General features: G+C 44.9%; 20 protein-coding genes. 10 read left to right on the top strand and 10 right to left on the bottom strand.

What is annotated here, in order from left to right:
- Positions 1 to 190: 190 nt before the first annotated feature.
- Together GNP95_RS13300 and GNP95_RS13295 are read left to right on the top strand one after the other, a co-directional pair.
- Positions 191 to 745, top strand: coding sequence for a hypothetical protein (locus GNP95_RS13300; protein ID WP_155611366.1), 555 nt, complete (start codon positions 191 to 193; stop codon positions 743 to 745).
- Between the two features lie 215 nt (positions 746 to 960).
- The gene (locus GNP95_RS13295; RefSeq protein WP_196427173.1) at positions 961 to 3,480 is read left to right on the top strand and encodes a methyl-accepting chemotaxis protein; all 2,520 of its coding nucleotides are present in this window, start codon (positions 961 to 963) and stop codon (positions 3,478 to 3,480) included.
- A 174-nt stretch (positions 3,481 to 3,654) separates the two neighbouring features.
- On the opposite strand, the gene tatA is transcribed toward GNP95_RS13295, so the two are convergent.
- The gene (gene tatA / locus GNP95_RS13290; RefSeq protein WP_213593387.1) at positions 3,655 to 3,861 is read right to left on the bottom strand and encodes a twin-arginine translocase TatA/TatE family subunit; all 207 of its coding nucleotides are present in this window, start codon (positions 3,859 to 3,861) and stop codon (positions 3,655 to 3,657) included.
- Between the two features lie 155 nt (positions 3,862 to 4,016).
- On the opposite strand from tatA, the gene ytaF reads away from it, so the two are divergent.
- From ytaF to GNP95_RS13265, 5 genes are all read left to right on the top strand, one after another.
- Complete coding sequence (gene ytaF / locus GNP95_RS13285) at positions 4,017 to 4,628, top strand: sporulation membrane protein YtaF (protein ID WP_155611364.1); 612 nt, start codon at positions 4,017 to 4,019, stop codon at positions 4,626 to 4,628.
- 102 nt (positions 4,629 to 4,730) lie between these two features.
- The gene (locus GNP95_RS13280) at positions 4,731 to 4,922 is read left to right on the top strand and encodes a hypothetical protein (RefSeq protein ID WP_155611363.1); all 192 of its coding nucleotides are present in this window, start codon (positions 4,731 to 4,733) and stop codon (positions 4,920 to 4,922) included.
- A gap of 15 nt (positions 4,923 to 4,937) precedes the next feature.
- Positions 4,938 to 5,237: a spore coat protein gene (locus tag GNP95_RS13275; RefSeq protein ID WP_155611362.1), complete on the top strand. Its 300-nt coding sequence runs from the start codon at positions 4,938 to 4,940 to the stop codon at positions 5,235 to 5,237.
- A gap of 235 nt (positions 5,238 to 5,472) precedes the next feature.
- On the top strand, positions 5,473 to 6,402 hold the full coding sequence (locus tag GNP95_RS13270; RefSeq protein WP_230873803.1) for a hypothetical protein: 930 nt from the start codon (positions 5,473 to 5,475) through the stop codon (positions 6,400 to 6,402).
- A 70-nt stretch (positions 6,403 to 6,472) separates the two neighbouring features.
- Positions 6,473 to 6,718, top strand: coding sequence for an NHLP leader peptide family RiPP precursor (locus GNP95_RS13265; RefSeq protein ID WP_155611360.1), 246 nt, complete (start codon positions 6,473 to 6,475; stop codon positions 6,716 to 6,718).
- Between the two features lie 54 nt (positions 6,719 to 6,772).
- Here the strand turns inward: GNP95_RS13265 and GNP95_RS13260 are convergent, their stop codons facing one another.
- The 5 genes from GNP95_RS13260 to GNP95_RS13240 form a co-directional block, all read right to left on the bottom strand.
- Positions 6,773 to 8,665, bottom strand: a complete 1,893-nt coding sequence (locus tag GNP95_RS13260; protein ID WP_155611359.1) for a sensor histidine kinase — start codon at positions 8,663 to 8,665, stop codon at positions 6,773 to 6,775.
- A 401-nt stretch (positions 8,666 to 9,066) separates the two neighbouring features.
- On the bottom strand, positions 9,067 to 9,921 hold the full coding sequence (locus GNP95_RS13255) for a carbohydrate ABC transporter permease (protein ID WP_155611358.1): 855 nt from the start codon (positions 9,919 to 9,921) through the stop codon (positions 9,067 to 9,069).
- Between the two features lie 3 nt (positions 9,922 to 9,924).
- Positions 9,925 to 10,896 (bottom strand): carbohydrate ABC transporter permease, encoded by a 972-nt coding sequence (locus GNP95_RS13250; protein ID WP_155611357.1) that lies wholly within the window; start codon positions 10,894 to 10,896, stop codon positions 9,925 to 9,927.
- Positions 10,897 to 10,959: 63 nt separating this feature from the next.
- The gene (locus tag GNP95_RS13245) at positions 10,960 to 12,363 is read right to left on the bottom strand and encodes an ABC transporter substrate-binding protein (protein WP_155611356.1); all 1,404 of its coding nucleotides are present in this window, start codon (positions 12,361 to 12,363) and stop codon (positions 10,960 to 10,962) included.
- Positions 12,364 to 12,594: 231 nt separating this feature from the next.
- Positions 12,595 to 13,395: a response regulator transcription factor gene (locus GNP95_RS13240; RefSeq protein ID WP_155611355.1), complete on the bottom strand. Its 801-nt coding sequence runs from the start codon at positions 13,393 to 13,395 to the stop codon at positions 12,595 to 12,597.
- A 424-nt stretch (positions 13,396 to 13,819) separates the two neighbouring features.
- Here GNP95_RS13240 and GNP95_RS13235 point away from each other — a divergent pair, with 424 nt between their 5' ends.
- From GNP95_RS13235 to GNP95_RS13225, 3 genes are read left to right on the top strand one after another with little or no spacing between them, the layout of a single operon-like run.
- Positions 13,820 to 15,241, top strand: coding sequence for a spore germination protein (locus GNP95_RS13235; RefSeq protein WP_155611354.1), 1,422 nt, complete (start codon positions 13,820 to 13,822; stop codon positions 15,239 to 15,241).
- Positions 15,242 to 15,254: 13 nt separating this feature from the next.
- Complete coding sequence (locus GNP95_RS13230; protein WP_155611353.1) at positions 15,255 to 16,331, top strand: GerAB/ArcD/ProY family transporter; 1,077 nt, start codon at positions 15,255 to 15,257, stop codon at positions 16,329 to 16,331.
- Positions 16,328 to 17,437, top strand: a complete 1,110-nt coding sequence (locus tag GNP95_RS13225; protein ID WP_155611352.1) for a Ger(x)C family spore germination protein — start codon at positions 16,328 to 16,330, stop codon at positions 17,435 to 17,437. The genes GNP95_RS13230 and GNP95_RS13225 overlap by 4 nt, the downstream gene beginning before the upstream one ends.
- Positions 17,438 to 17,495: 58 nt before the next feature.
- Here the strand turns inward: GNP95_RS13225 and GNP95_RS13220 are convergent, their stop codons facing one another.
- From GNP95_RS13220 to GNP95_RS13205, 4 genes are all read right to left on the bottom strand, one after another.
- A complete protein-coding gene (locus GNP95_RS13220; protein WP_155611351.1) occupies positions 17,496 to 18,965 on the bottom strand; it encodes a PTS transporter subunit EIIC in 1,470 nt (489 codons plus the stop codon).
- 347 nt (positions 18,966 to 19,312) lie between these two features.
- Positions 19,313 to 19,810: a PTS sugar transporter subunit IIA gene (locus GNP95_RS13215; protein WP_155611350.1), complete on the bottom strand. Its 498-nt coding sequence runs from the start codon at positions 19,808 to 19,810 to the stop codon at positions 19,313 to 19,315.
- 23 nt (positions 19,811 to 19,833) lie between these two features.
- Positions 19,834 to 20,700: a PRD domain-containing protein gene (locus GNP95_RS13210; RefSeq protein WP_155611349.1), complete on the bottom strand. Its 867-nt coding sequence runs from the start codon at positions 20,698 to 20,700 to the stop codon at positions 19,834 to 19,836.
- Between the two features lie 227 nt (positions 20,701 to 20,927).
- Positions 20,928 to 24,155, bottom strand: coding sequence for a cellobiose phosphorylase (locus GNP95_RS13205; protein ID WP_155611348.1), 3,228 nt, complete (start codon positions 24,153 to 24,155; stop codon positions 20,928 to 20,930).
- Between the last annotated feature and the right edge of the window lie 96 nt (positions 24,156 to 24,251).

The following is a 24,251-nucleotide window of genomic DNA, read 5'->3' as shown; positions in this document are numbered from 1 at the left end:
TCATTTAATCTATGATACTAATCAAGCCCCCTCAGTAACTTGCTTATCTTCGTTTAATAACCATACCTTAAACGTAGGAATCTCATTTTGCTTTTTTCGTAATAATTTTAAACAAACAAAGCTATTGTTAAGGATATAATTTCCATTATATAATAAATATAGCAATCAACTAAATTTTAGGAGGTTTAGTATGAAAAAACTGAAGCACTGTGCCGTTCTACTTGTTTTCCTTCTGATATTTGCCAATTCGTACGGCTTGGCTCACGCAGCCTACGGGAACACAATCACTGTCACATCCACCTACAACATCCCTGCCGGCTGGATGATTAAGAGTTCCTCCACCTTTGCCGGAACCACAACCTATGTACTTGTTGATTTAAACGGAGCGCCTTATGGAGCAACACAATCGGTTACATCCACTTATAATATGCCATACGGCTGGATGATCAAGAGCTCCTCCACCTTTGCCGGGACAACCACCTACGTCATTGTCAACCTCAACAACGGCCCTGCACGCGCAACGCAGCAGGTTACTTCTACCTTTAACACGCCTGCTGGCTGGATGATTAAGAGTTCCTCCACGTTTGCGGGAACAACCACATACAATCTAGTTAATTTAAATGGCCTGCCTACTGGAAGCACTGAGCAGGTAACCTCGACTTACAACTTGCCTTCCGGCTGGATGATCCAAAGCTCCTCTACCTTTGCCGGGACTACAACTTACAATTTGATCAAGGCGTATTAAGCATACGTCAACAATAAGGTTATAAGCGGCGATCCATTTCCGGAGTTCCACGGAAAGAGATTGCCGCTTTTTAGTAATCCTCTGTTTTGTACATAATTAATGGGTGCCTTCTAATAAACCATCGAGCTTAAGCCGACAACAAATAAAGGTAGTTCTTTTGTACCATGAAATTAGAGAGTCCGATGAAGGACAATACTGGAAGAGGAGATTCGTACATGCAGAGCAAACCATCTAGAGAAAAAGCATCAGGTGTTCATGGGGAAACTAAAACAAAGCTGGTTCATTCCTTGAAGTTCAAACTTATGTTGCTAAGCGCAGTATGTCTGGTCATTATCTTACTCATTGGCGGAATGTCGCTTACTATGCTGAATAGCAACCATCAAAACTATCAAATGACAACCCATATGAGCCAAGTTAACCGACTATCGGAACAGAATGAAACCTTGGACGTCATGTATGTCTCTTCTAAAGATAGCAATTATTTGGACGAAATCTACACTAACATCGACCAAGCTTTTAATATTATCAATACGAACCATCCAAACAGCAAATACAACAAGGAATGGGGTAATTTAGGAACCCTATTAGCTCAGAATAAATCAAACATGCAGCAAATTATTGACCTATCCGATGAACGCGGGTTCGATCTATCCGCTGGCATCTATCAAAAGCTGAATGATAATGAAAGCTCACTTCAAGAACAAAGGGATTTGTTGAGCAAGATAGCGAACTGGGTCGACATTCCTATGTTGAATACTGCAACTTTAATGCTAGGGACTGAAACTGTCGACGGAACTACCTATAGTAAATATCGCTATTTTAACAACATCCCAGATAAAGGGGATCGCGATAAGCTATTGGTCCGGATCGGCGGCGATGCTGTAGAATACAAAGGCACAGCCTATTTAACGAATATTCAACTCATCAACGAATCATCCCAAACTGTGATAGACTTTGCAAAAGTATCAGATTCCGCTTTACAGCGCAGCTACGGCTCTGCCTTCGACGGAATTGAGTTTACAACCTTTCAAGGGCAACCTGCATTTAAAATCGCTAACAAATTTACAGCAGCAAATGCATCATGGGAAGAGATCGGAATTGAAATAAATACGGCAGACATGAATTTAAATGAATATGATCAGGTTTCTTTTGAAATATACTTTGATACAGCTGTTCACTCCAAGAATATCTCAATAGGAGTCGCTTTGGATCAACGCTATGATTTCAGTAATGCCTCCAATCAGATTAATCAGCTTTTGAATGAATATAATCGGGCTGTGATCGAAGGTAAAAGTGAAGAGGTTACAAAGCTTTATCAGGAGATCAGTTCAATTATGAATGAAATGAAGGCAGCCTTTGGTAATTACTTCGGCAGCAACGAAACACCTACAGAAGCAATAAGCCTTATGGAAGAGAAAATGAACATCCTAGAAGAATTGCAGCCCATAGATTCATCGCTGGTTCAGTTGATCAATGAGAATACAACCTTGGTTGCTGAAGTTCGCAGCGTCATTGAAAGCATACATGAGAATATTTCGGACGATATGGTGACCGGTGCGAGCAGTTTAAGAGCGACGATTATTATTTTAAGTATTGCGGCAATTGCGATAGTTATTATCATTGTATTCATCATCACTCGCAGTATCCAAAAGAACGTCGATCAATTCCGATATCTGCTGCAAGAAATGGGAAAAGGAAACCTGAGTGCCCGTGCTAAAATTACCTCTAAGGATGAATTCTCGCTATTTTCGAATTACCTTAACCAATTTAGCGACCAGCTCAGTGCGACTTTACAAAAAATACAGAATCTTACGTTAGAAGTGAACGAGAAAAATACTGCTGTTTATGGTGTTATCCAGTCAGTAGTGAACGGTAAGAATGATAGAGAGGGTATACTGCAGCTGCAAGAACATTTCAGATTGATCGAAAATAGCGTTACAAATCAAAGTGCAAACACAGAAGAGTCATTAGCGAGCCTGCATGAAATATTGGAAACCAATAAAGGCTCCGTCAATGAAATTAGCGCTACGAAAACCATGTCGGAGAAATCTTTAGCAAGCGTCCAAGAAGGTGTGCATAATATCGAGACATTGAATAGCAATGTTCAAGGAATCTCACAAAGCGTCGACCGATCAAGCGATGAAATACAGGAGCTGATCGAATATGCGCAATCGATTCAAGAGGTATTGGTAACCATACAGAACTTTGCAAACCAGACTAACTTGTTATCCTTGAACGCCTCCATTGAAGCAAGCAGAGCTGGCGATGAAGGCAGAGGGTTTGCCGTTGTAGCCCATGAAGTGAAGAAGCTGTCCGAAGCTACAAGTTTAGAAACACAGAAAATTAGCGAGATTATCAACAACATTAACGGTAAAATAACCCAAGTACAATCTGCCAATGAAGATGTTAAATCCCATGTTGAGGATACTGAGAAAATTGCAACTCATTTCACTCATATTATTAATAATATGAAAGAATCAACAGAGCATAGTACGGCTTATATTACAAATCTCATGGAGCAAATCACAAGGCAAATGCTAAGCACAGAGGATATTGTGAATGCCGTTGACCTCATTAGCAGCGATTCACAAGAAATTCTGGATAAAACCGTAATTACAACAGCAGTAACTGATGAATTAGCAGACACATTAGTTCAGAATCTTGAAGTGGTTGAGGATTTAATGGAAAGTATCACAAAGATTAAGGAAGATATCAGTGCCTTTAAATTAAAATAATCGGTGGGCTGTGTATAAGTTATTTCGATGACTTATGCACAGCTTTTTTTTGGGGAGGTGAAGCGAACTTGAATAAAAGCCACTTGGATCAAGATAAACTCATGTCTTATTACAGGCGAATTTCGTTTTTCAAGCAACAAAAAAGGCACCTTCAGGCGCCCCCATTTTCTATCATTAGGACTTGCTTGTTTCTTCGATGGACTTGACTTCCTGCGGCTTGTCTTCCTCTTCTTTGAAATCTCCGCGGGCGCCTTTCTTAAATTCCCTTAACATCGTGCCAAAACTGCGTCCAAGTTCCGGCAGTTTGCTGGGACCGAACAACAGGAGCGCGGCAATGACCAGCAACAGCAGATGCGTTGGCCGCAACAAGTTTTCAAGCACATTTATCACTCCTCAGATATATCTTATTGTAAATTATACTACTTTATACGGTAGAAAGGGAGTTTTTCTCCTCACTTTCAGCAAATTATTATAGGAGCCAAAATGCAGTCCTAGGCATATGCTGTGAGCAAAGCGATGCAAAGGAGTGAACCTCGTTGAGTTCCTACAGTCTTTTAGCGATCATCGCGATCGGTGTGGCATCCAATTTAGACAACGCTGGAGTCGGAATTGCTTACGGTGTTCGAAAAATCCATATCCCCTGGTATTCCAATTTAACCATTGCCTTCATTTCCTTTTTGGCTACCCTTGTTTCCGGCTTATTTGGGAATTTGATATCCACCTGGATGCCCCTTTGGATCGGCCAGTTGATCGGAACCATCGTCATTATCGGTGTCGGCGTATGGGTGCTGGTCCAGCCTTATGTAGAAAAAAAGCCCACTCCCAAAACGTCCTCTTCCAACTCGCTTACACGGCTGCTCCAAAACCCAGAGGAAGCGGATGCCGACAGCTCCAAATCGCTTAGTTTGCCTGAGTCCATAGTACTCGGAATCGCCCTAGCGATGAATGCTTTAGCCGGCGGCTTTAACGCAGGTATTACTCAATTGAACGTATGGTACACCTCTCTGTCCGTTGGCTTATTCAGCTTTATTTTACTGGCGCTTTGCGCCGGATTCGGGGAAAAGTTCGCAGCCGAGAAACTGGGCCACCGGGCAACGGTAGTTTCCGGCTTGCTGTTGATCTTCATCGGGTTTCGGCAAATGTTCTAAAGGCGGTTTGCGGACTACAAGCGTATTTGAATCGCCGCAATGAAGCCAGTATAAATCCCCGCAGTTCAGGAAATAACAATCCTTGAGAAAGGAGGGGTTATTATGCCTGCACAAAATCTGGGGGTTCATGAGAAGCTGGAGCTTCATGAGCTGCTTACTTTCAAAACCACTTGCCTCACTAAAAGCCAGACGATGGCGCCTATGGTTACTGATCAAAACCTTAAAATGATTTTGGAAAATGACGTGCGCAGCGGAACTGAAGATATTCAGCAGCTAAGAAATCTACTCGTATAAAACAGGAGGCCGCAAATGAATACCATAATGAAAAATATGACTGGAATGAACGCAATGACTGATCAGGTGATTGCTTCCGATCTATTGATTGCAGCTAAAAGCGGTATTAAAAACTATGCAGCCGCACTCTCCGAGGCAGCAACTCCAGAGGTCAGAAACGTACTGTGTGATCAACTGAGTAAAGCTGTTAACCTTCACGAACAAATTTTCAATTATATGAAGGATAACGGCTATTATAACGCTTACGATCCAGACCAACAAATACAGATGGACATACAAAATGTCGACAAAGCCTTAAATATGCCGAACGCATAAAATATAGCCTTCCCTAAAAAATACCGCTAAGAGGTCTCTTGGCGGTATTTTGAATATGAAAAAAGAACAAACGAGCTGCAATTAGATCAAAAGTCATAAATTTGTATTTTTAGAACTTTTCATATAGGCTATAATAATAGTTACCGGATTACTCTCGTCTTCTTTGCCTAACGAATTATGTTATTGGTATACCGGGCTTCTATTATGATGAGAGGTGTTTATTTTGCGCTGGCTTTTGAATTATGAAGAAGATTTGCAGCAAGCGTTCACTACTGCAGACAAGTTGTTATCTGGCCTCCCTCCCTCCTTTAGCCAACCAGCCCGTGACTTCCTCGACAAATTCCATGTATTGAAGGAGAATCGCTCGAAAAATTATATTTGCTACCTTCTGCCGTACTGGCTGAAGGAGAAATCCACAGTACCGATTACGGATTGCCGCCAAATCGCGATAGCAAATATTTTCGGAATGATGTACTATCACCTTCTCGATGATCTGATGGATAATCCAGAAGCGCGGTTTAAGCATCAGTTGCCCCTGGCCGATCTGATTCACTTTGAATTCTTGAACATCTACAGAAGCTATTTTCCTGCCGACTCACCGTTCTGGCCCTATTTCCGGAAATACATCGCGGAATGGGCAGATGCCGTCACTTACGAGAACAGTAATAATTTCTTCCTAGAGGCTCCTGTAAGGGTCGCTCATAAGGCAGCGCCCGTCAAGCTGACGGTTGCCGCTATTTGCTTGCTCTCTAATCAGGAGAACATGATTCCGTTGCTCGAAGACAGCGTGGATACCGTTCTGATTACACTGCAAATGCTGGATGATTGGATGGACTGGGAGAAGGATCTGAAGGAAGGCAGCTATAACTGTCTCATTGCACTGATCGAAACGAAGCAGCAGCTGACAGAGAAGCGCCGACCTACGCCAGATGAGATAAGACAAGCTATATACACGCAAGGCATCTTATCAGAGTATGCGCAGCAAGCAGAGACTCACCACCAAGCATTAAGTGGTGTTCGTTGTTATACCCAGCATCTCTATGATTTCCATGAATTCCTTGTACATAATATTCGGCAAGCCGCCAAGCAGATCGAAAGGGACAGGAAATTGCTGGAAAATGGCGGATTGGAGTACTGGCTGTCGAAAAAAAATTCTAATTCCTAGATTAAAACTGAGATTAATGCTATAATATGTAAGTGTTTATAACCATTTTTTCTGAGAAAGGGTGATCTTTATGACAACATCAGGAGCTCTCCTTCAAACGCAAATTATTCAGAAAGCTTGGCAAGACCCTAGTTTCAAAGCAAAGCTGCTAGCCGATCCAAAGGCGGCAATCCAGGAGGCGCTCGGGGTTATAATTCCGGATCACATCAAGGTTAAGGCAGTTGAGGAAAATTCCGACGAATTTTATCTTGTTCTTCCCCCAAATCCGTCGGAAGTAATTAAAAGTGACATCAAGCCGAATGCTGTGTGGATGTAAATATTTTTGAAATATGATCACAAACGAGTAGGGCCATGGCAAAAAAACTTCCCGTCAAGTATCTCTTGACGGGAAGCGAATAATTGCTTCGGTACCTACTCCTTTTTCACTCAAGAAGGTAATTTCACCTTGCATTACTTCAATAATTCGGAACGTAACCATTAGGCCGAGTCCCGTCCCTTTAGTTTTATTGGAGAAATAAGGTTCCCCAAGCCGGGCCAATACATCTGAATCCATTCCCTCACCATTATCTTTGATATGAACGTAGACCCAGCCATCTTCTTTATATCCCCAAACTTGAATATCTCCTTCGCCTTGAAGTGATTCGATACTATTTTTGATAATATTAATAATGGCTTGCTTAAATTTAGAGGAATTTCCCTTAATCAATAAATTGTCAGGTATATTTACAGATATTTTTCCTCCCTGCAAATTTGCCATTGGTACTAGTATTCCCTCAATATGTATAAATTCCTGAAGTAAGTTTAATGTAGCCACTTTTCCTACTTCCGGTTTGGCAAAAGTAAGAAAATCAGTGATAATATTCGATGCTCGATCAAGTTCATCAAGAGCCATATTCAAATATACCTTTTCAGATTGCTCATGCTTTTCAGCCATTAATTGAATAAATCCTCTGGTTACCTGCAGTGGATTCCGAACTTCATGAGCTACAGAAGCTGCCATTTCACTGATAATTTCCATTTTCTCCGAACGCTGCAATTCATTATTGAACATCTCAAGCTGCTTAGAGTACTCGACCACCTGTTCATGGTTTTCAGAAAATCTTCTCCCAAGTATGATAATTAAGGAGATTAGGAAGCTAATTACACCCCATTTCCATAGGAAGAGGTCGTAGTATGCATTTTGAGAATAAAACCAAATCAGCTCACCAACTCCTAGTATCGCGAAAACCAAAAATCCAGTTGTAAATATAACTGCGTCTTTATTCTTTTGGAATGTATAAACAGTGACGATACTCAGAAGTAAGATAAACTGAATAATCATAATGTACCCTAGTATTTCCTGTGTCACAAAGCTATACATACTGTGGTACTTTCCTGATGATAAATGATGAAAAACAACCATAACCACGCAAAACATAGAATATCCAAGTTGGAAGTTCCTAAACCTCCTAATAATGGAGTAATAGCCAGGACCAAATACCTTCTCAAAGAAAAATGTGAATGCCGGCAATAAAATAAATAGTGCCGCATCAAACAAGGTAACATATAAATTTCCTTTATCCTCAAATAGCCAATATAAAAAGGATGAGTAGGTTACAACAATTACACCACTAGATAAAAAAACCACACATAGAGAGAGCCAGATAATCAAGTTATCCGATCTTAAAAATACTGTACAAGCTAACATAATAATTGCAATAAAAATAAGTGTGCTGCCTAATATAAAGTCAGCTATGTTCCCCCTGACATACTCTTTGATCAGCTCTTGATAGGCCCCTACTTTAATTACATCTGGAATTCCTATTCTATTATGAGAATAGATTCCGATATAAAGTGTTTTATTTGAATCAACTTCATCTAAAGGCAAAAGTACACTATTAATTTCATAATTATAATCACGCACTGACTCATATATTTTATTACCGTTCATAAAAGCAACAATATGCTTACCATAAATTTTATCGATTAGAATCGTAGAGGAACCCGGTAAAAGCTTTGGAAGTGTAACCTTTATCCATTGGGACGTTGCATCCCTAGGTCTTTCAGGCATAGGGGCATTTAATGAAATCTGCGTCCAACCTTGGATTTCTTCCAATTTGCGCTCATCCATATTTGTATCAAATTCATTAGTCCATGCGATATCCCATTGTACAATAGTTTGCCCTAATGAATCCTTCTCCCCAGAGCTTTCAAGTAAATATGCACAATAGGCTGCTAATACTAATCCCATAAAAATAACAATGGCTTTGACTAACCCTTTCATTACAGCACCCCTGCCTGCAAAATAAAAAAACATTTAACAAACCCTTTTTTATATAATTCGATATAATCTTGCTTAAACCTTCAATATTCTGGAAATGCCTAAATTTTTTTATCATATATTGTCACTTGTATAAGTAAACGTACTCCAAATTGTTAATATACCATGACTTTACTTCCGGGGATAGACGCTAGAGAAAGTGAATGACGAACTTTATGCATAACAATCACAGATCAACTAAGGTCTTCTTATAACAGAAAAAGCCAAGGAACAGGCCTTCAAGACAAAGGCTTCCCTTGGCCTGTGCACCTAAACGGTAACACGCCAACATCATAATTCTTAATCAATAAATAACATATAAGTGCCAATAGGTTTGCCCGTCTTTGAATACCAAATAGACGGTGTTATTCTTTCACGCCTCCCAATGCTACCCCCGCAATAATATAACGAGATAACAGGAAGTAGACGATAAACAGCGGTAAAGCCGTCAATGCCAGCCCTAGGTAGATCGAACCGAACTCCGTCTTGTAAATATCACCGCGAAGCAGGCTTACCATAATCGGCATCGTATACATCTCTTTTTTGGTTAGCAAAATCAGCGGCATGAACAGGTTGTTCCAGTTGGCCACAAAGGCAAAGATGGCCTGCGTCGCCACCGCCGGCACCATCAGCGGCAGGATGATTCGGTTGAACGTTTTAAATTCGCCTGAACCGTCCACGCGCGCTGCTTCCACGATTTCAATAGACAGCGTGGCCAGCAGGTATTGGCGCATAAAGAACACCACAGCCGGCGCTGCAATCGCAGGCAGTATCAGCGGCAGGAAATTATTCGTCCATTGCAGTTTATACATGAACTGATAGAAGCCGATCGCGCTTGCCTGGGCAGGGATCATCATGACACACAAGATGAAAGTAAAAAATGCGTTGCGCAGCTTCCAATTATAGGTCACTAATCCATAGGCCGCCAAGGACGAGAAGTAGACCGTTAAGATCGTTGCCGAACTGGAAATAATAAACGAATTCAGAAATCCTTGAATAGGATCGAAGCTCTTGTCGAGCAGCACCTGCAAGTTGCTCATTAAGTGAGTGGAAGGAAGCAGCGAAAGACCGCTTTGGATTTCAGCTGTAGAGCGCGTAGCGTTTACAAACATGATCCAAAACGGAAAGATGCTAAGGATCGCCAGCAGGATACAGACAATGTAAATAATCGCCCTGCTAATCCTTAAACCGGCGAGTCCGCTTCTCTGAGTTTTTTCCATGGATTACACCTCTCTCTCAACTGCTGCACGGGCAGACTTTCTATATTCCTTTTCCGCTTTCCTCATTTTTGCTGCGTCGCGGTCACGCATGAGGTAGAATAGCAACCCTGACAAGATCGCTGCGATCACAAAGAGGATCATGCTCGCCGCTGCGGCACGATTATACAAATAGCTGCCCTTGAACGCTTGCCCATAGATGAACATAGTCGCGGTAAGCGTGGAATCGTCCGGTCCGCCTGCAAGGAACAACTGTGGAATATCGAACATCGTTAAGCCGCCGACCATCGATGTAATCAGCGTAAACAGCAATATGGTACGCAGACTAGGCAATGTAATGCGGAAGAAGGTTTGAAACCCGCTGGCGCCGTCGATCGCCGCGGACTCGAATAGAGCGGGATTTATGCCCATAACGCCTGCGATAAGAATGATCATCGTGTTGCCATACCACATCCAGAACTGGATGAACGACACAATCCCGCGTGCCGTCGTCTTATCCTGAAGGAAGAAGATCGGGGCGTCGGACCAGCCCATCATCTGAAACAAACTGTTCATTGGACCCATCGGATAGGCAAACATAGAGCTAAATAGTACAGCGATCGTACTTGCAGTAATAATATTAGGCATATAGAACAGAACCTTGAACACGCCTTGCCCTTTTATTCTGAGGCGCTGATTCGTGAACCATGCCGTGAGCAAAAGCGCGAGAACGATCTGTGGGACGAAATTGACAATCCAGAGCAGTCCCGTGTTGAACAGAGATTTCCTGAACGAAGGATTATTAAAAAGGAGATCCTGAAAGTTCTGAAATGGGTTATCCAGAATATGAATTGGCTTAGGCACTAAGCCTTTCATATCAGTAAACCCGATAACTGCGGTATATAAAATGGGATATAACGAGAAAATCACAAATGCAACCACAAACGGAAAGGTAAACAAATAACCATATTTCGAATAGTTGACAACCTTGCGACGCATGTCCTCACCTCACTTGTTGATATAAAGAGGCGGGGGAACTCCCCCGCCCCTTCCGCTTCCTTCTTATTCGCTATCAATGTCAAGCTGGTCTTTGACCTGCTGTTTGAAGGTTGCAATCGCACTTTCGCGGTCTTTGTTGCCTGCGGTGTATTCACGTACTTGATCGCGCCAGAGCCTGTTTATCGTTTCGTCATATTGAGTCAAGTTCTTGCCTGAAGCATTGGCGTTGGCTGGAACGAATACTTCAAACATATTCTGCCCGCCGAGCAGCGGCACTTCTCCGTTGGATTTCTCCATGACGACGGAAGAGGCAACACTGTCCTTAGTACCTTGCTCGCCCTCATTCATCGTACCGTTAGCCCAGTAATGCTGGAGGCCCGTTTCAGAAGTGTCGAGCGTAACCCATTTAATAAAGTCCGCAACTGCTGCTTTCTTAGCTTCATCCTTCGTTACTTCATTGTTGGCAAGCAGCCATGTACCGCCCCAGAAGAAGCCCGTTGGCGGCTCTGTAACAGCCCAGTCGCCATTCGTATCTTTGACTTGACCGTTCATGACATAGTTAATGAGCCATGCTGGTCCGAAGAAACCGAAGATCGGTTGAGCGCCAGACCCGGACATATCTGCATACCAGGCTTCTGTCCAGTCCTGCGTATCGTTGTGATAGCCATTATCTTTCAGCTTCTTGGAGAGATCCAGAAACTCTTCACGCTTCGGATCGATATGAAGCTTTCCATCGACAATCCAGCCTTTATCAGAGCTGTTCTCGATGGCGTGCCACATATCGCCGTCACCAGATACGATACCATAGCCTTTGGCTTTCAGCTTCGCAGCTGCTTCGAAGAATTTATCCCAGCCAGGGCCAATTTCATTTTTGATTGTGGCTGGATCGTCTGTTCCAAAGGTATCCTTCGCAAGGGAGCGGCGATAGATAAAGGCTCCTCCGGTTGCTTGATAGCCGAGGCCTTTCAGTTCGCCATCTTTGCTGCCGATATCGACTGAATATTGAGCGATCCCGGCATCCTTAACCATTTGATCATCCAGACCGAGGTCCGCGTAGTTGGCGGCATAAGTGGATGCATCGCCTTGCGTATATTTGAGCACAAACGCAGCTTCAGCTGCATAAATGTCCGGGGCATCTTTGCCGCCAGCGGCCAGAGCCTGGTCAAGAGCCGGCTGATAAGCGCCATCGGTTGTTGCTATAACTGTCGTTTTGAATTCCACATTCGCGTCAGGATGGGTTTCCAAGTATTTCTTGGTCATGTTTGGAATTTCATCCGTGAAGCTCCAGAGATTGATAGTGACTTTCGGGCTATCTCCGCCTTTTGAAGCTGAACCATTGTTCGTTGATGGGGTCGTATTGTTTGGTGAGTTGGGTTCCTTCGCGCCTCCGCCGGTACACGCTGCGAGAACAGACGACATTACGAGCATTAAAGAAAGTCCCACTAAAACACGTTTCATTTTTTTCATACTTTGCCTCCCCTTTTTATTTATTTCTTCGGTTTATGTAACCGCATTCATATTATAGAGCCTCTAGTCCTAAGAGATAAGGGTCCGCTTTTTAGGAAAGGTTCCTCTTTTTTTTGGATTCCGTTCCGGTCATGAACATAGATTATCTTTAAATTAAGAAATTTTCTCACCTCCATTGCAAGCGGTTGCAAGACAGCATGGATTCACTACCCTATTCCACTTGTCCAGCCATTATGGAATATGAGCTTCCACTCCGTTCCGCATGGACCGATACTGGCCCGGACTCATTCCTTCGTATTCCTTGAACAGCTTATTAAAATATTTGACTCTCTGATAACCAGTACGATATGCGACTTCTATGATGGTCAGGTTCGTTTTCAGCAGCAGCTCTTTCGCTTTTTGCAGCTTTCTGCGGGTGACGTATTCGCTAAAATTCATCTGGCATTGTTCTTTGAATAGCGAACTGAAATAACTCACGTTCAGATGTACATGCGCAGCAACTTCCTGCTGGCTGATTACCTCCCCGATATGCAGTTCCACATAGTGCATCGCCTTGCGGATCGGATCGCTGAGTCCGGCTTCCTCCTCCCTGATGGCCATTAATTTCGGATCAGCCATCTTCCGCATGTAGACGATATCCTCCTGCTCTTCCACGACCTTAAGGGCATCCTCTACGGAGGCAATTAGCTTTTCCCGGCCGATCGGCTTCAACAAATAGTCCACTACGGACAATCGAAGCGCTTCCTGGGCGTACTCAAACTGAGCATGGCCGGAGACGAGAATCACAGATGGCTGACGCTGGATACTTTTCTTCCTCAGTTGGCTAACTAGAGCAAGACCACTGATCTCCGGCATGCGGATGTCCGTTATCATCAATTCCACAGGAGTCTCCTCCAGAATTTGCATAGCCGCCCCCCCGCTGCTTGCCGTAAGGATCTCGTATTGGCCCGCTGCCCATACTCTAAGTATTTTCTTCATACCCTCTCGCGATCTCGGTTCGTCGTCAACGATAAGAATCGTTCGGCTCCTCATGGCGTTTTACCCCCTCGGATAGAATATGGGTGTCCGAATAAACTTGCATTCTTTCGAAGCACGACATTTATTTCTCCCTCCAATCCAATCCTCCCAATCCTCTATTCCCCCTGTCCCGTTCATTGATTTTGATTTGCTCGTTCAGTCTTAACTCTAATCAACTCGTTCCAAGATAAAAAAGGGGTAGTCTTTAATATATTCCACATTAAGACTACCCTCTGGCTGTAATAAAATTATATTATCTTGCAACTCAAGTACCTTCTTTTTATCACTGAATAATGACAAGATCAAGTTTAAAATATTCTTAAACTCCTGTGCTGTAATCTTCCGGGATACGTTCAACATCCCGTTTGATAAAGTGTATATATTTCCATAAAAAGTGCAATATAACTCCTGAACTAGTAACAAATGAAGGAGTTATTCCATGAAGAAAAAGTCAACCGAACGGCCTGCCCTTGAACATGTCATTTCCGAATTTGAAGACTGTGCAGATTTTGTACATCACACCTATTTAGACCATCAAATTGACCTAGTCTACTGTAGTTCCCTGATTAATGAGAACAGTCTTTATCGAAATGTTGTTGAACCTCTAGAGCATATTCAAATCATGGATTTGCCGCGTTTATTGAAGCAGCCCAACTTCAGCCTAACCACAGACAGTAAATTATTGGTGATCGAAATCGCATCAGGACAGGCCGCTTTATTTTTCCGGGAGAATGCTTACCTTATTAATATTGCTGAGTATAAAACTCGGTCTGTAACTGAATCGGAGACCGAAAGCGTAATTACAGGCCCGCACGATGCTTTTACTGAACATGCTGAAACTAACTTGTCGCTTATCCGCATGAGGGTCAAAAGCTCACATTTAAAAGCAGTCAAAATTTCTGTGGGAGAAGTGACTAAAACAGATTTCTATCTTTTATATATTAAAGATCTGGTGAACATGGATTATGTGGAGAAGATCAAGTACCGTGTATCTAATATTGAGATTGACTCCGTATTTGATACTAACATGCTGCTCCAATATATTGATGACTCCCCTTACTCCATTTTTCCGCAATTTCTTACGACAGAGCGGCCGGATGCGATCGCCTCAAAGCTCGTGGCGGGTAGAGTTGTAGGCATGCTGAATGGGAGCCCGAGCCTTTTCACTGCCCCATCCTCCTTCTTCGAGTTTCTTTCCTCTTCCGATGATTATTATCAGCGCTGGCTGCTTGGCAGTGCAATTCGACTATTAAGATTCTTGGCGCTCGTTATCACCCTTTTATTTACAGCGATCTATGTATCTGTGACAACATTTCATTATGAAATGATTCCGGAGAATTTACTTCTCACGTTGACGGAATCCAGAAACAAGGTCCCTTTTCCTCCTCTTTACGAAGCACTTTTCCTGGAGATTACAATTGAGCTGCTTCGAGAGGCAGGAGCCCGGTTACCTACTAAGATTGGTCAGACTATTGGTATCGTGGGAGGAATCGTAATCGGACAGGCTGCCGTTCAGGCAGGTCTGACCAGTAATATTCTTATCATAGCAGTGGCGTCCTCTGCGATCGCTTCGTTCGTGACCCCGGTATATATCATGAGCGCCTCAGTTCGGCTGCTGCGCTTCTTCCTTATTATTTTGGCAGGATTATGGGGGAATTTTGGAATCACCGCTGGATTCGCGGCTATCGTGATACACATGAGTGGACTCACCAGTCTGGGCACATCTTATTTGACGCCTGTCGCCCCATTCAAACTTACTGATTGGATGGATACATTTATTATCGCTCCTTACAGATTTTTAATCGACAGACCATCACAAAGCAAATCGCCTAATACCGTCCGGAATAAAATGAAGAAATGAAGGAGAGGCGGACATGACAGAAAAACTTTCACCATTCCATGCAACCATCCTAATTTATATGACCCAAATAGGTATGGGATTGTTCACTCTTCCCCGGTTATTAGCTGAACAATTTGGTACCAACGGATGGTTGATGCTGCCTATTGCCTTTTTACTTTCCACCTTGAATATATTGTTAATTGCGGTAGTTTACCATCTTGCAAAAGGCCGATCATTATTCGAAATCCTGGAGCAATCCATTCCTAAATTCATTTTATATCCTTTCTATTGGATATTGATCGGGATATGGTCAGTAACCGGATGCCTAATTGCAAAATACTATATTATTGTATTTCAAATGGTAGCTTACCCCACCGCGAATCCGACCATTTTCAAATTCATCGTAGATGTATTACTTTTCTTTCTCATTATTAAAGGGATATATAATATCGCAAAAGCCGCTACAATCTTCCACTGGCTAACGGTTCCGTTACTTTTATTAATGCTATTTTACTTCAGAGATTTCGATTGGGCACGTTTAACCCCCTTTGCCTTTCGTGATCATCATATGTCAGTATCTGGTGCGTTAAATCTATACTTTAACTTCATTGGGTTTGAGCTGGGTTTATTGCTGTTTCCTTATATTAACCGGAAGACCAAGCTGATTAAATCCCTGTTAGTTAGCAATACAATGGTCACAATTGTGTACATCTATGTCACCTTTATCGCCTTCGGATTTTATGGTTATAAGCATTTAAGCACGATACAATTTCCAATCCTCAACATCCTTGCTTATGTTCAGTTACCATTTGTTCAAGGTACGGAAAATTTATTTTATGGTTTCTTCCTTTTTTCAATTTTGATTACCGCAGGTATGTATTTATGGGCAGCATTGGAAACGACTCAAACGATGATTCGTGCTCCCAAGAAGCTTTTGGCCCTTATTTTAGTTATAGCGGTCTTTAGCATAGCACTGGTTCCCGACACACTCGTAGAAGTGATGAATTGGTCCAGCAATTTAGGGTATCTGGCAACAGGTATCGCCATTGTGTTCCCCATTCTTTTGATTATCTTGCTGCTGACACAAAGAATACGAGGTGAAATCACTTGAACAGGCATCAAATATGGGTACTCATAGCTGTAGTGCTACTAAGCGGATGCGGCTCTGATGAACGAATCATCGACAAAATCGGGTTTGTGCAATCCACCTCGCAGGATCTGTTACCTGATGGACAGCTAAAAATTGCAATAAGTGTACCGATTGCTAACCCGGATATCAAAGTGGGCCGGGAATTTCTACAGACGGTGGCGATCAGCAATAAGGTCGGCCAAATGAAACTGGCCAGACAGACGAATTTGAAGTTAGTCAGCGGACAATTACGTCTAATTCTATTTGGCCGATCACAAGCAGAGCATGGAATCTGGGATAGTATTGGTACGTATTACCGGGATCCTACCGTGTCCGAAACAGTGAAAATTGTCATCGTAGACGGGGATGCTGGCAGCTTGCTCAGTAAAAATTATGATTCTTTTCCCCGAACGGGGAAATATATCGACAAGGTTATTACCAAGGAATCAGGCGAGCATATAATCCCGAAAACTACGCTTTATTCCTTCTTAAGAGACTATTACAATGACGGACAGGATCCAATTGCACCCATTATCAGAAGTGAAACAGACAGCATTGCCGTACAGGGGATCGGGCTATTTCGCGATGATAAGTATGTTGGTGAAATCAATTCAGAAGAAGGAATCATATTTAATTGCCTCTACAGAAGCTTCAAAAGGGGCGAGTTCACCGTGAATTTAACGGAGGAATCAGACAAGGTCGTATCGGTCTTCTTCGATTCCCTCCAAAGCAAGAGAAAGGTTAAATTAGTACGAACAGATTCAGGAAAACCTGAGATCAGGCTCCATCTTAAAATAAAAGCATCAGTAGTTGATTATCCGGGTGAATTAACCCTTAGCAACCTTAGAGATTTGCAAGAATTTGAACGAAAGGTTTCCGCAGAAATGACCCGGCGAGGGAATCAGATTATCAAGAAACTTCAAACGTTAAAGGCCGATAGCCTCGGCATTGGGAATTATGTTCGAAACAGCATGAGCTACAAAGAGTGGAAGGAAATGAACTGGAGAGAAGATTACGCGAATTTAAACATTACATGCAACTTCACATTTAAAGTAAAAGACTATGGGTTCCAGCATCGGCATCATTAATACAGCCCTGCTGGGCACAATGATAAAAAAGCGGGCAATCGCCCGCTTTTCGCCTTTTTTAAATCATTTTTTTGATTTCATCCTTAATGGATTCCGCTTGTGGTCCAAAGACAACCTGGACCGCTCCCTGGCCCAGACGCATAACCCCGGATGCGCCAAGCTTTTTCAGCTCGGAGTCCTTTACTGCAGTTTCATCCTTCACAATTAAGCGGAGGCGAGTTATACATGCGTCGATGCTAACAATATTCTCGGCACCGCCGATATTGTCCAGTACCTTGGCTGCTTTTGACGCTTTAGAACCCCCAGAGCCTTCATCTCTCGCTGCATCATTACCCGTCCCAGAGGAAATTTCCGCCTCATCGTCATCCTCGCGTCCGGGGGTTTTCAGATTCAATTTCGAGATGAGAATCCGGAAGAGGAAGTAGTAAACCACACCAAAGGCTAAACCTACCGGAATCAGCAGCAAAGCGTTCTTGGACATCTTCATATTTACCAGATAGTCAATCAAGCCGGCGGAGAACGTGAAGCCTAAATGCACGTCCAGCACATACATGATCAGACCGGACAGCCCCGTCAAAACCGCGTGAACCACATATAATACCGGGGCGACAAACATAAACGCGAACTCAAGCGGCTCGGTAATCCCCGTCAAAAATGATGCAAGCGCCGAACCCAAAAAGATGGAACCAACGAACTTACGCTTGGACGGCTTAGCCGTGTGAATAATGGCCAGAGCCGCCGCAGGCATTGCAAACATCATGATCGGGAAGAAACCGGACATGAACATTCCTGCCGTCGGGTCTCCGGCAAAGAAGCGCCATAGATCCCCGTGAACGACTTCGCCGGCGGCGTTGGTGTAATCACCGATCTGGAACCAGGCGATAGAATTCAATACATGATGCAGACCCAATGGAATCAACAGACGGTTCGCAGTTCCGAATACGAACGAGCCGATGCCGCCTAATCCGACAACCCAGTTGCCGAAGTCGGCAATCACATCCTGAATCGGACTCCATATCATACCGATCAGAACTGCAAATACCATCGTGGAGGCGGCGGTGATAATCGGCACGAAGCGTTTGCCGGCAAAGAAGCCGAGCCAATCCGGGAGCTTGATATTGTGGTATTTGTTATACAGGAAAGCCGACCATAAACCGACAAAGAAACCGCCCAGCACACCCATATTCAGCTTCACATCATCCGGTATGAACGGCATTTGCAGCGGAACCTGAGCGAGCACTTTCGTAAATACCATATATCCGATAAATGCCGATAAAGCAGCAACCGCATCTCCGGCAAAACCGATCGCAACGCCGATCGCAAAGATAAATGGCAAATTGTCCAAAATTGCAAGCGCACCGGAAGTCATAAACGGTGTAACAAACTGATTCAGGAAACTTCCGACGACCCCCAATGGAATATCTTTCTGATAGTCGATCATCCCAAGCCCTTGCAAAATACCTGCTGCAGGCAATGTAGCCACCGGCAGCATTAGAGACTTGCCCAGCCTTTGTAATTTAGCCAGCATTCGAATCATCCTTTCGACTCATTAATTTAGCACTGCTCTTAGCCCTAACCATGAAAACGTTTACAATATGTACCGGGTAGGCACCTGCTTTTCTTCCTTGGCCGATAGAAATGAAAAGCCGCTTTGCACCGCCTCCTTGCAGGATTTTTAATCATCGCTTTAAGGCGACTTGGTTCGGTGTCTGACCTCGGAGAATTCGACAAAAAAAGCCAAGAAGAACAATGACTATATTAATCATGTCTTCTTGGCTCATGCCCACATATATGGTAACACGCCTTAAAACGTATTCATTTGATGTTGTTATCTTAATTCAGCCTTATCCGATTGTCAATAACAAAAAATGTTACTTAGAATTTTAGGGTCACACTTAGAACATAATCGCTTCCTGCAGTTACATTTCCAGTATGTCCCTCGACAGAAGAGGCCAGCTCGTCCCCATTGGTAACGATAATCGGCGTCACTACAGGATAACCGGCTGCCTTAATGGCATCCCTATCAAATTCAATCAGCGTCTGTCCCGCTTTTACCGAATCCCCCGCCTCCACATGGCTTGTAAAACCCTCCCCTTTCAAGCCTACGGTGTTGATGCCAATATGGAACAGATACTGCAGTCCAGTGGCATTGTCCTCCAGCATAACGGCATGCCTGGTCTTAATGACATGGGCAACCGTGCCGTCAAAAGGAGCCACTAGACGCCCTTCAGCAGGTTCAATCGCTACCCCCTGCCCCATAAACCCTCCGGCAAATGCCTCATCCGGCACCTCGGAGAGCGGGACGGCTTTACCCGTCAAGGGAGATTGAACCTGCACTACTTTGCTTGATTTCTTCTTAAAGCGTTCGAACATTATGATTCCTCCTTGATCCACTGCTATTTGTTTTGTGTGCGTCCGCGAAATAGGCGGTATAGATGCATAGCCAAGAAGCATACCTCCGCCTCCGGTACGGTCCTGCCCAATTCCTGCTCCATTTCCTTGGCCAGCCGGCTCGCAAGCTTGTATTCGCTGGTGAACTGGCTTTTGATCTGATCCGCAAACGGATTGTCTACATTCACCGAATGATTCAGGATCCGATCCACCGAGAACCGCAGATGCATCAGCAGCCGGACATGATCCATGCTACCGCTTTCAAAGGCGGTGCCGCGTTCCCGTTCGATAATGTCGATAAGCCGTCCGACCATATTGGATGCCTTGACCAGTTGTCCAACCGGGACGTGGCTGACGGCGGAATACACGTGATATGTCAAAAATCCCACTTCATCCTCGGGCACTTCGATACCAAACGCTTGACCGATCATATCCGCTGCCTTCAGCGCAATTTCATATTCCCTGGGAAAGCTGATTTTCGTCTCTTCGAGGAACGGGTTGATAATATCCATACCCTTCCGAATCCGGTAAATCGTAAATTGGATATGGCTCGGAAGCGCAAGATATACCTTGTCATTCAGCTTGCCCGGAAATTCCTTGCTGATACTGTTCAATATATCGTCGGTAATCTCCAGCACCTTTGGATCAAATTCCTCCAGCAGACGATACTCATTTAACTGCTCCTGGTCCTCGAGCTTGAACAGCTTCTCAATGCGATGATCATCCGAGGCGATCGTCCCGCCCACTTTCGTGCCGAAGCCGATCCCTTTGCCAAGTATTACATATTCGAATTTTTTCATCCCGCCGCCGTGCACCAAAACGACATTGTTGCCGATCACCCGAATGACCTCAAACATCTCCGGCCCACTCATGTCGGATCCCCCCTTCTTCTAAGCATAATCTTATTTTGGCAAAAGGGTTATTAAAAAAACAGAAAAAGCCAAGAAGAGACCTCCGAACAACAGAGGCTTCCCCTTGGCTCATGCCCGCAAACGGTAACACGCCACCACATCGTGGTTTATAGCAAATATAATAGTTCAAATAAAGAGACGAGTCAACCCCGGGCCAGACAGTAAAATATTACATATTAGCTGAAAATTTATTTTAAATAAATATCGATTGCTGCCACTTGGCCATTCCGGACTTCATGCGCCAGTTCACCGCCAATGACACTACCGATAATCTCGGCTGTAGAGCCATCCTTCTTCATCAGTTGAATTCGCTCTACCATCGCTTTATCTGCGCCGAACGTATCCGCCTGAAGCGGGTTATGGTAGGTCACCTGAGTGCTGCCAAGGAATTTAAATGCGACTTTCCCTTGCTCGTCGAACAGCCATCCCGGCAAAACAGGCTCAAAGGCAAGCTGCAGCTGGCCATCGTTAACGCTGAACACTGTACTTCCCATCATCATTTTGATCCACATGCTAATAAACTCCGCGGTTGATCCGCTCAGACGGGCTACAAAACCACGGCCGTGCACATGAGGATCAGGGTTGACGCTTGTAGCGATAAACGACGAGTTCTCCAGTGTACTGCGGCCGTATACCGCAGGATCCAGGAACGGAATCAAGGACGTCTTCATTTCCGCAAAAAACTGCTCGTACAGCCCGCTCTTCAGCAGCGCCAGCAAATATTTATAGCTCATGTGGAGGAACACCGACTCCCGCTCCAGCCAGCCTGGCGTAAAGGCCCGAATCCGGCCGATCTCCTGGGATTCGCCATCCAGGCTCACCGAGGTTTTGTACATCTGGATCTCTTTATCGAACAGGTCGCTCTGCCGGATCAGCTCATACGCCTTCTCGGCTTGCGCCTTGTCGTCGATCGTCTTCAGCCAACGGGCCGGCCCTTCAAGGAAGTGCGGCAAAGGCTTCGCTTCGAATTTCTTCACAACGACCTTCGGCAGACCATAGCCGCTAATGACAGGTTTGCCCTGAGCATCCAAAACCGGCTCGTATTCCACCGCTTCGAAGACGAAATATGTCGGCGTCAGGCCATGCCCCAATTCAATGGCTCGCTCGATGCCTTGATCGATTTTCTTCAGCATTTGTTTGTAAATGGATCCTAGCTCGGCAAGTGAAATCTGCTTCAGCTCGCCGCTGATTCCGAAGCGAATGTCGTCACGGTATTGCTCGCGAGCGGCAGCCACTTGGTCCCAGTAATCGAACTGTTCAAGCTCCCCGGCGAATTGACGCTCCATTAACCGGCTTACTCGATCAAGCAGCTCATGCATCTCTTCTGGAAGGCCGACCTGCCGATCGCCATACAGCTCGCTTGCCTCGATGACCAGCTTCACGATCCGCTTCAGTTCGAACGTCTCGCTCATACCGGAGCCGAATAATCCTGGCAGTCCGTTCATCGCATCGTTCCAGCCCGGTTTGTCGCCTTCCATTTCCACGCCCATGCCATAAGGGTCAAGCGTCGCAAATTTGTTCAGCGACAATGAGATCAGCTTGACGAACAGATTCGTGCGGAATATCTCGCCTTCTCCATGCTTCGTTTTCAGCCAGTTCGTATCATTAAGGGACAGGCCGAACCTCTGCATTTTCTCCTCATCATGTTCCAGCGCTCCGTATTGGCGCACCTTCGTTCCGTTGATGACGTATTTCTCGCTTCGCGGGAGCACCCGTGCGGGGCTGTCGAAAAACGTGTACACCTCTTCCCCGAACAGCAGCTTTTCTTTACGATCCGGGAAAATATCCAGGTACCCGTCGATGAGATCCAGATTGTATGTCCAGTGATCCGACCAGTACCCTTCTCCGAAAGCGGCTTCGATATTCTGCTCCGCCAGAGATAGAATACCCGTCAAAATTTCTTCCTCGTTACGCCGCAGGCCTGCGCTCTTGTCAGCCAGCAGGGAGATCACTTTACCTGGCGTAAATTTGCCCAGGCAAAGGGCCTGCAATTTCTCGGCGATCTGCGGGTTCGATACCGAAGTCTCCACCCATTCCCGCAGGCCGGCCGCCCGCTGCTCCGGCACCGTGAAGCTCGTGCCCTCTACGCCCAGCGGGTTATAGCCGTCCGCCTGAATTAAGCTGAAGAACGTCACAATATTAAACGTGCCTACCCGCGGATTGAAGTAAATGTCGTTCCTGCGGTTCTGGTTGGCGTCGCGGAAGTTCCCGTTTCCTTGAGAATAATACTCCGGGGCGATCGAGAAGAAATTGTAATCGCGCTCCAAATCCCCGTGCTTACGGGAATACAAGTGAATGACGAACCCTTCCCGGCCGTTCTCAAACAGGAATGGATAGCCGCCGCGCAGGAAGTTATCCATGTAGCTCTGGCGGCAGTATGCATCAAAGAGCGGCGATGACGTCCGAGTTGCGATATCATCGGTCAGCTCCTCCGTCAATTGACCTGCTTCCGCCTGCTTCACGGCAATATAAGCAGGACTAGCAATGGATGGCGCTTTTTCGTTCAAACGCTCCATGCTCTCAATATGTCCGATTAACGTATACAGCGTAGTTGTCTCGCCAGCTGCCAATTGCACGGATAATCCCGTAAAACCGCAAGGCACCTTGTTCGTGCAGTACTCCTGCTCCGCCGTCAGCTCAGCGAGGGAACGCTCGGCAAAACGGTCCGGGTACGCCAATGACGTATTGTCGCCAAAAATGATCTGGAAGTCGACAATCGGCTTGACGATCTTGCCGTCCTGGCCGAACGAAAGGTAGAAATGGCCGCTCTGCACCTCGCTGACCTCCGCACTGTCGCTTGTACTTGAACGTACGCGGTAATAAGGAATGTTATTGTCCAGATTATATACTTCCATCCAGCTCCGCAGCAGGTTGCCGACCTCCTTGTATCCGGCGTTGTCTACACCGTATGGCAGAATTTCCGGCAGACCGTCCAGCACCTCAAGCTTCATGGGCTCCCCGGAAATATTAGTGATCTCCACTTTCCGCACCAGGGCGGCATAGTCGTCGTTTGGCATTTGGAAATATGTCACCTTGATTCCGGTTCCCTGCTCCTTGTTTACTTCCTCAATCCCGATCTCATTCGGCAGAATCACCATTTTCCGCTCGGCTGCGGCATCTGGGGCCGCGCTTTGAAACGGTTCATAGATTCCCTTAGCGCCTTCCCGCTTGATAAAGGTTCTGAAGCCTTTGGATGTTACCGATTGGTACGTGATACTCGCCGGAGAGAACTCCATGATTGGGCTCTTCTTGTCGCGAATGCCGAAGCTGCATACCGCCTGGCCGCGATTGACGTAGAACGTCCACATCGGAATCCCCTTCAGGCCTGCTAAGCCAGGGAGAAAGCTTGAAAAAGGCTTGGCTTTATCAAACTGCTTGATGACGAAAGCGTTCTGATCAAATGAATAGTTAGACATGCTGTTACCTCCATTTATCTTTTAGTTTTCAATCCATCGGTTTACAAGATATTTCCCATCTGATAAAGGGCCGAAACCGGTTTCGATTTATTTTAA

The organism is Paenibacillus woosongensis (assembly GCF_009725165.1).
In the GTDB taxonomy this organism is placed as follows: Bacteria; Bacillota; Bacilli; order Paenibacillales; family Paenibacillaceae; genus Fontibacillus; species Fontibacillus woosongensis.
The sequence above is the reverse complement of the archived record's forward strand: the minus strand, read 5'-3'. Positions and strand labels throughout refer to the sequence as shown.

Bases quoted from the DNA above. Each gene is read 5' to 3' on its own strand.
- GNP95_RS13300 (WP_155611366.1), top strand. From the start codon at position 191: ATGAAAAAACTGAAGCACTGTGCCGTTCTACTTGTTTTCCTTCTGATA.
- GNP95_RS13295 (WP_196427173.1), top strand. From the start codon at position 961: ATGCAGAGCAAACCATCTAGAGAAAAAGCATCAGGTGTTCATGGGGAA.
- GNP95_RS13280 (WP_155611363.1), top strand. From the start codon at position 4,731: ATGCCTGCACAAAATCTGGGGGTTCATGAGAAGCTGGAGCTTCATGAG.
- GNP95_RS13275 (WP_155611362.1), top strand. From the start codon at position 4,938: ATGAATACCATAATGAAAAATATGACTGGAATGAACGCAATGACTGAT.
- GNP95_RS13265 (WP_155611360.1), top strand. From the start codon at position 6,473: ATGACAACATCAGGAGCTCTCCTTCAAACGCAAATTATTCAGAAAGCT.
- GNP95_RS13260 (WP_155611359.1), bottom strand. From the start codon at position 8,665: ATGAAAGGGTTAGTCAAAGCCATTGTTATTTTTATGGGATTAGTATTA.
- GNP95_RS13255 (WP_155611358.1), bottom strand. From the start codon at position 9,921: ATGGAAAAAACTCAGAGAAGCGGACTCGCCGGTTTAAGGATTAGCAGG.
- GNP95_RS13250 (WP_155611357.1), bottom strand. From the start codon at position 10,896: ATGCGTCGCAAGGTTGTCAACTATTCGAAATATGGTTATTTGTTTACC.
- GNP95_RS13245 (WP_155611356.1), bottom strand. From the start codon at position 12,363: ATGAAAAAAATGAAACGTGTTTTAGTGGGACTTTCTTTAATGCTCGTA.
- GNP95_RS13240 (WP_155611355.1), bottom strand. From the start codon at position 13,395: ATGAGGAGCCGAACGATTCTTATCGTTGACGACGAACCGAGATCGCGA.
- GNP95_RS13235 (WP_155611354.1), top strand. From the start codon at position 13,820: ATGAAGAAAAAGTCAACCGAACGGCCTGCCCTTGAACATGTCATTTCC.
- GNP95_RS13230 (WP_155611353.1), top strand. From the start codon at position 15,255: ATGACAGAAAAACTTTCACCATTCCATGCAACCATCCTAATTTATATG.
- GNP95_RS13220 (WP_155611351.1), bottom strand. From the start codon at position 18,965: ATGCTGGCTAAATTACAAAGGCTGGGCAAGTCTCTAATGCTGCCGGTG.
- GNP95_RS13215 (WP_155611350.1), bottom strand. From the start codon at position 19,810: ATGTTCGAACGCTTTAAGAAGAAATCAAGCAAAGTAGTGCAGGTTCAA.
- GNP95_RS13210 (WP_155611349.1), bottom strand. From the start codon at position 20,700: ATGAGTGGGCCGGAGATGTTTGAGGTCATTCGGGTGATCGGCAACAAT.
- GNP95_RS13205 (WP_155611348.1), bottom strand. From the start codon at position 24,155: ATGTCTAACTATTCATTTGATCAGAACGCTTTCGTCATCAAGCAGTTT.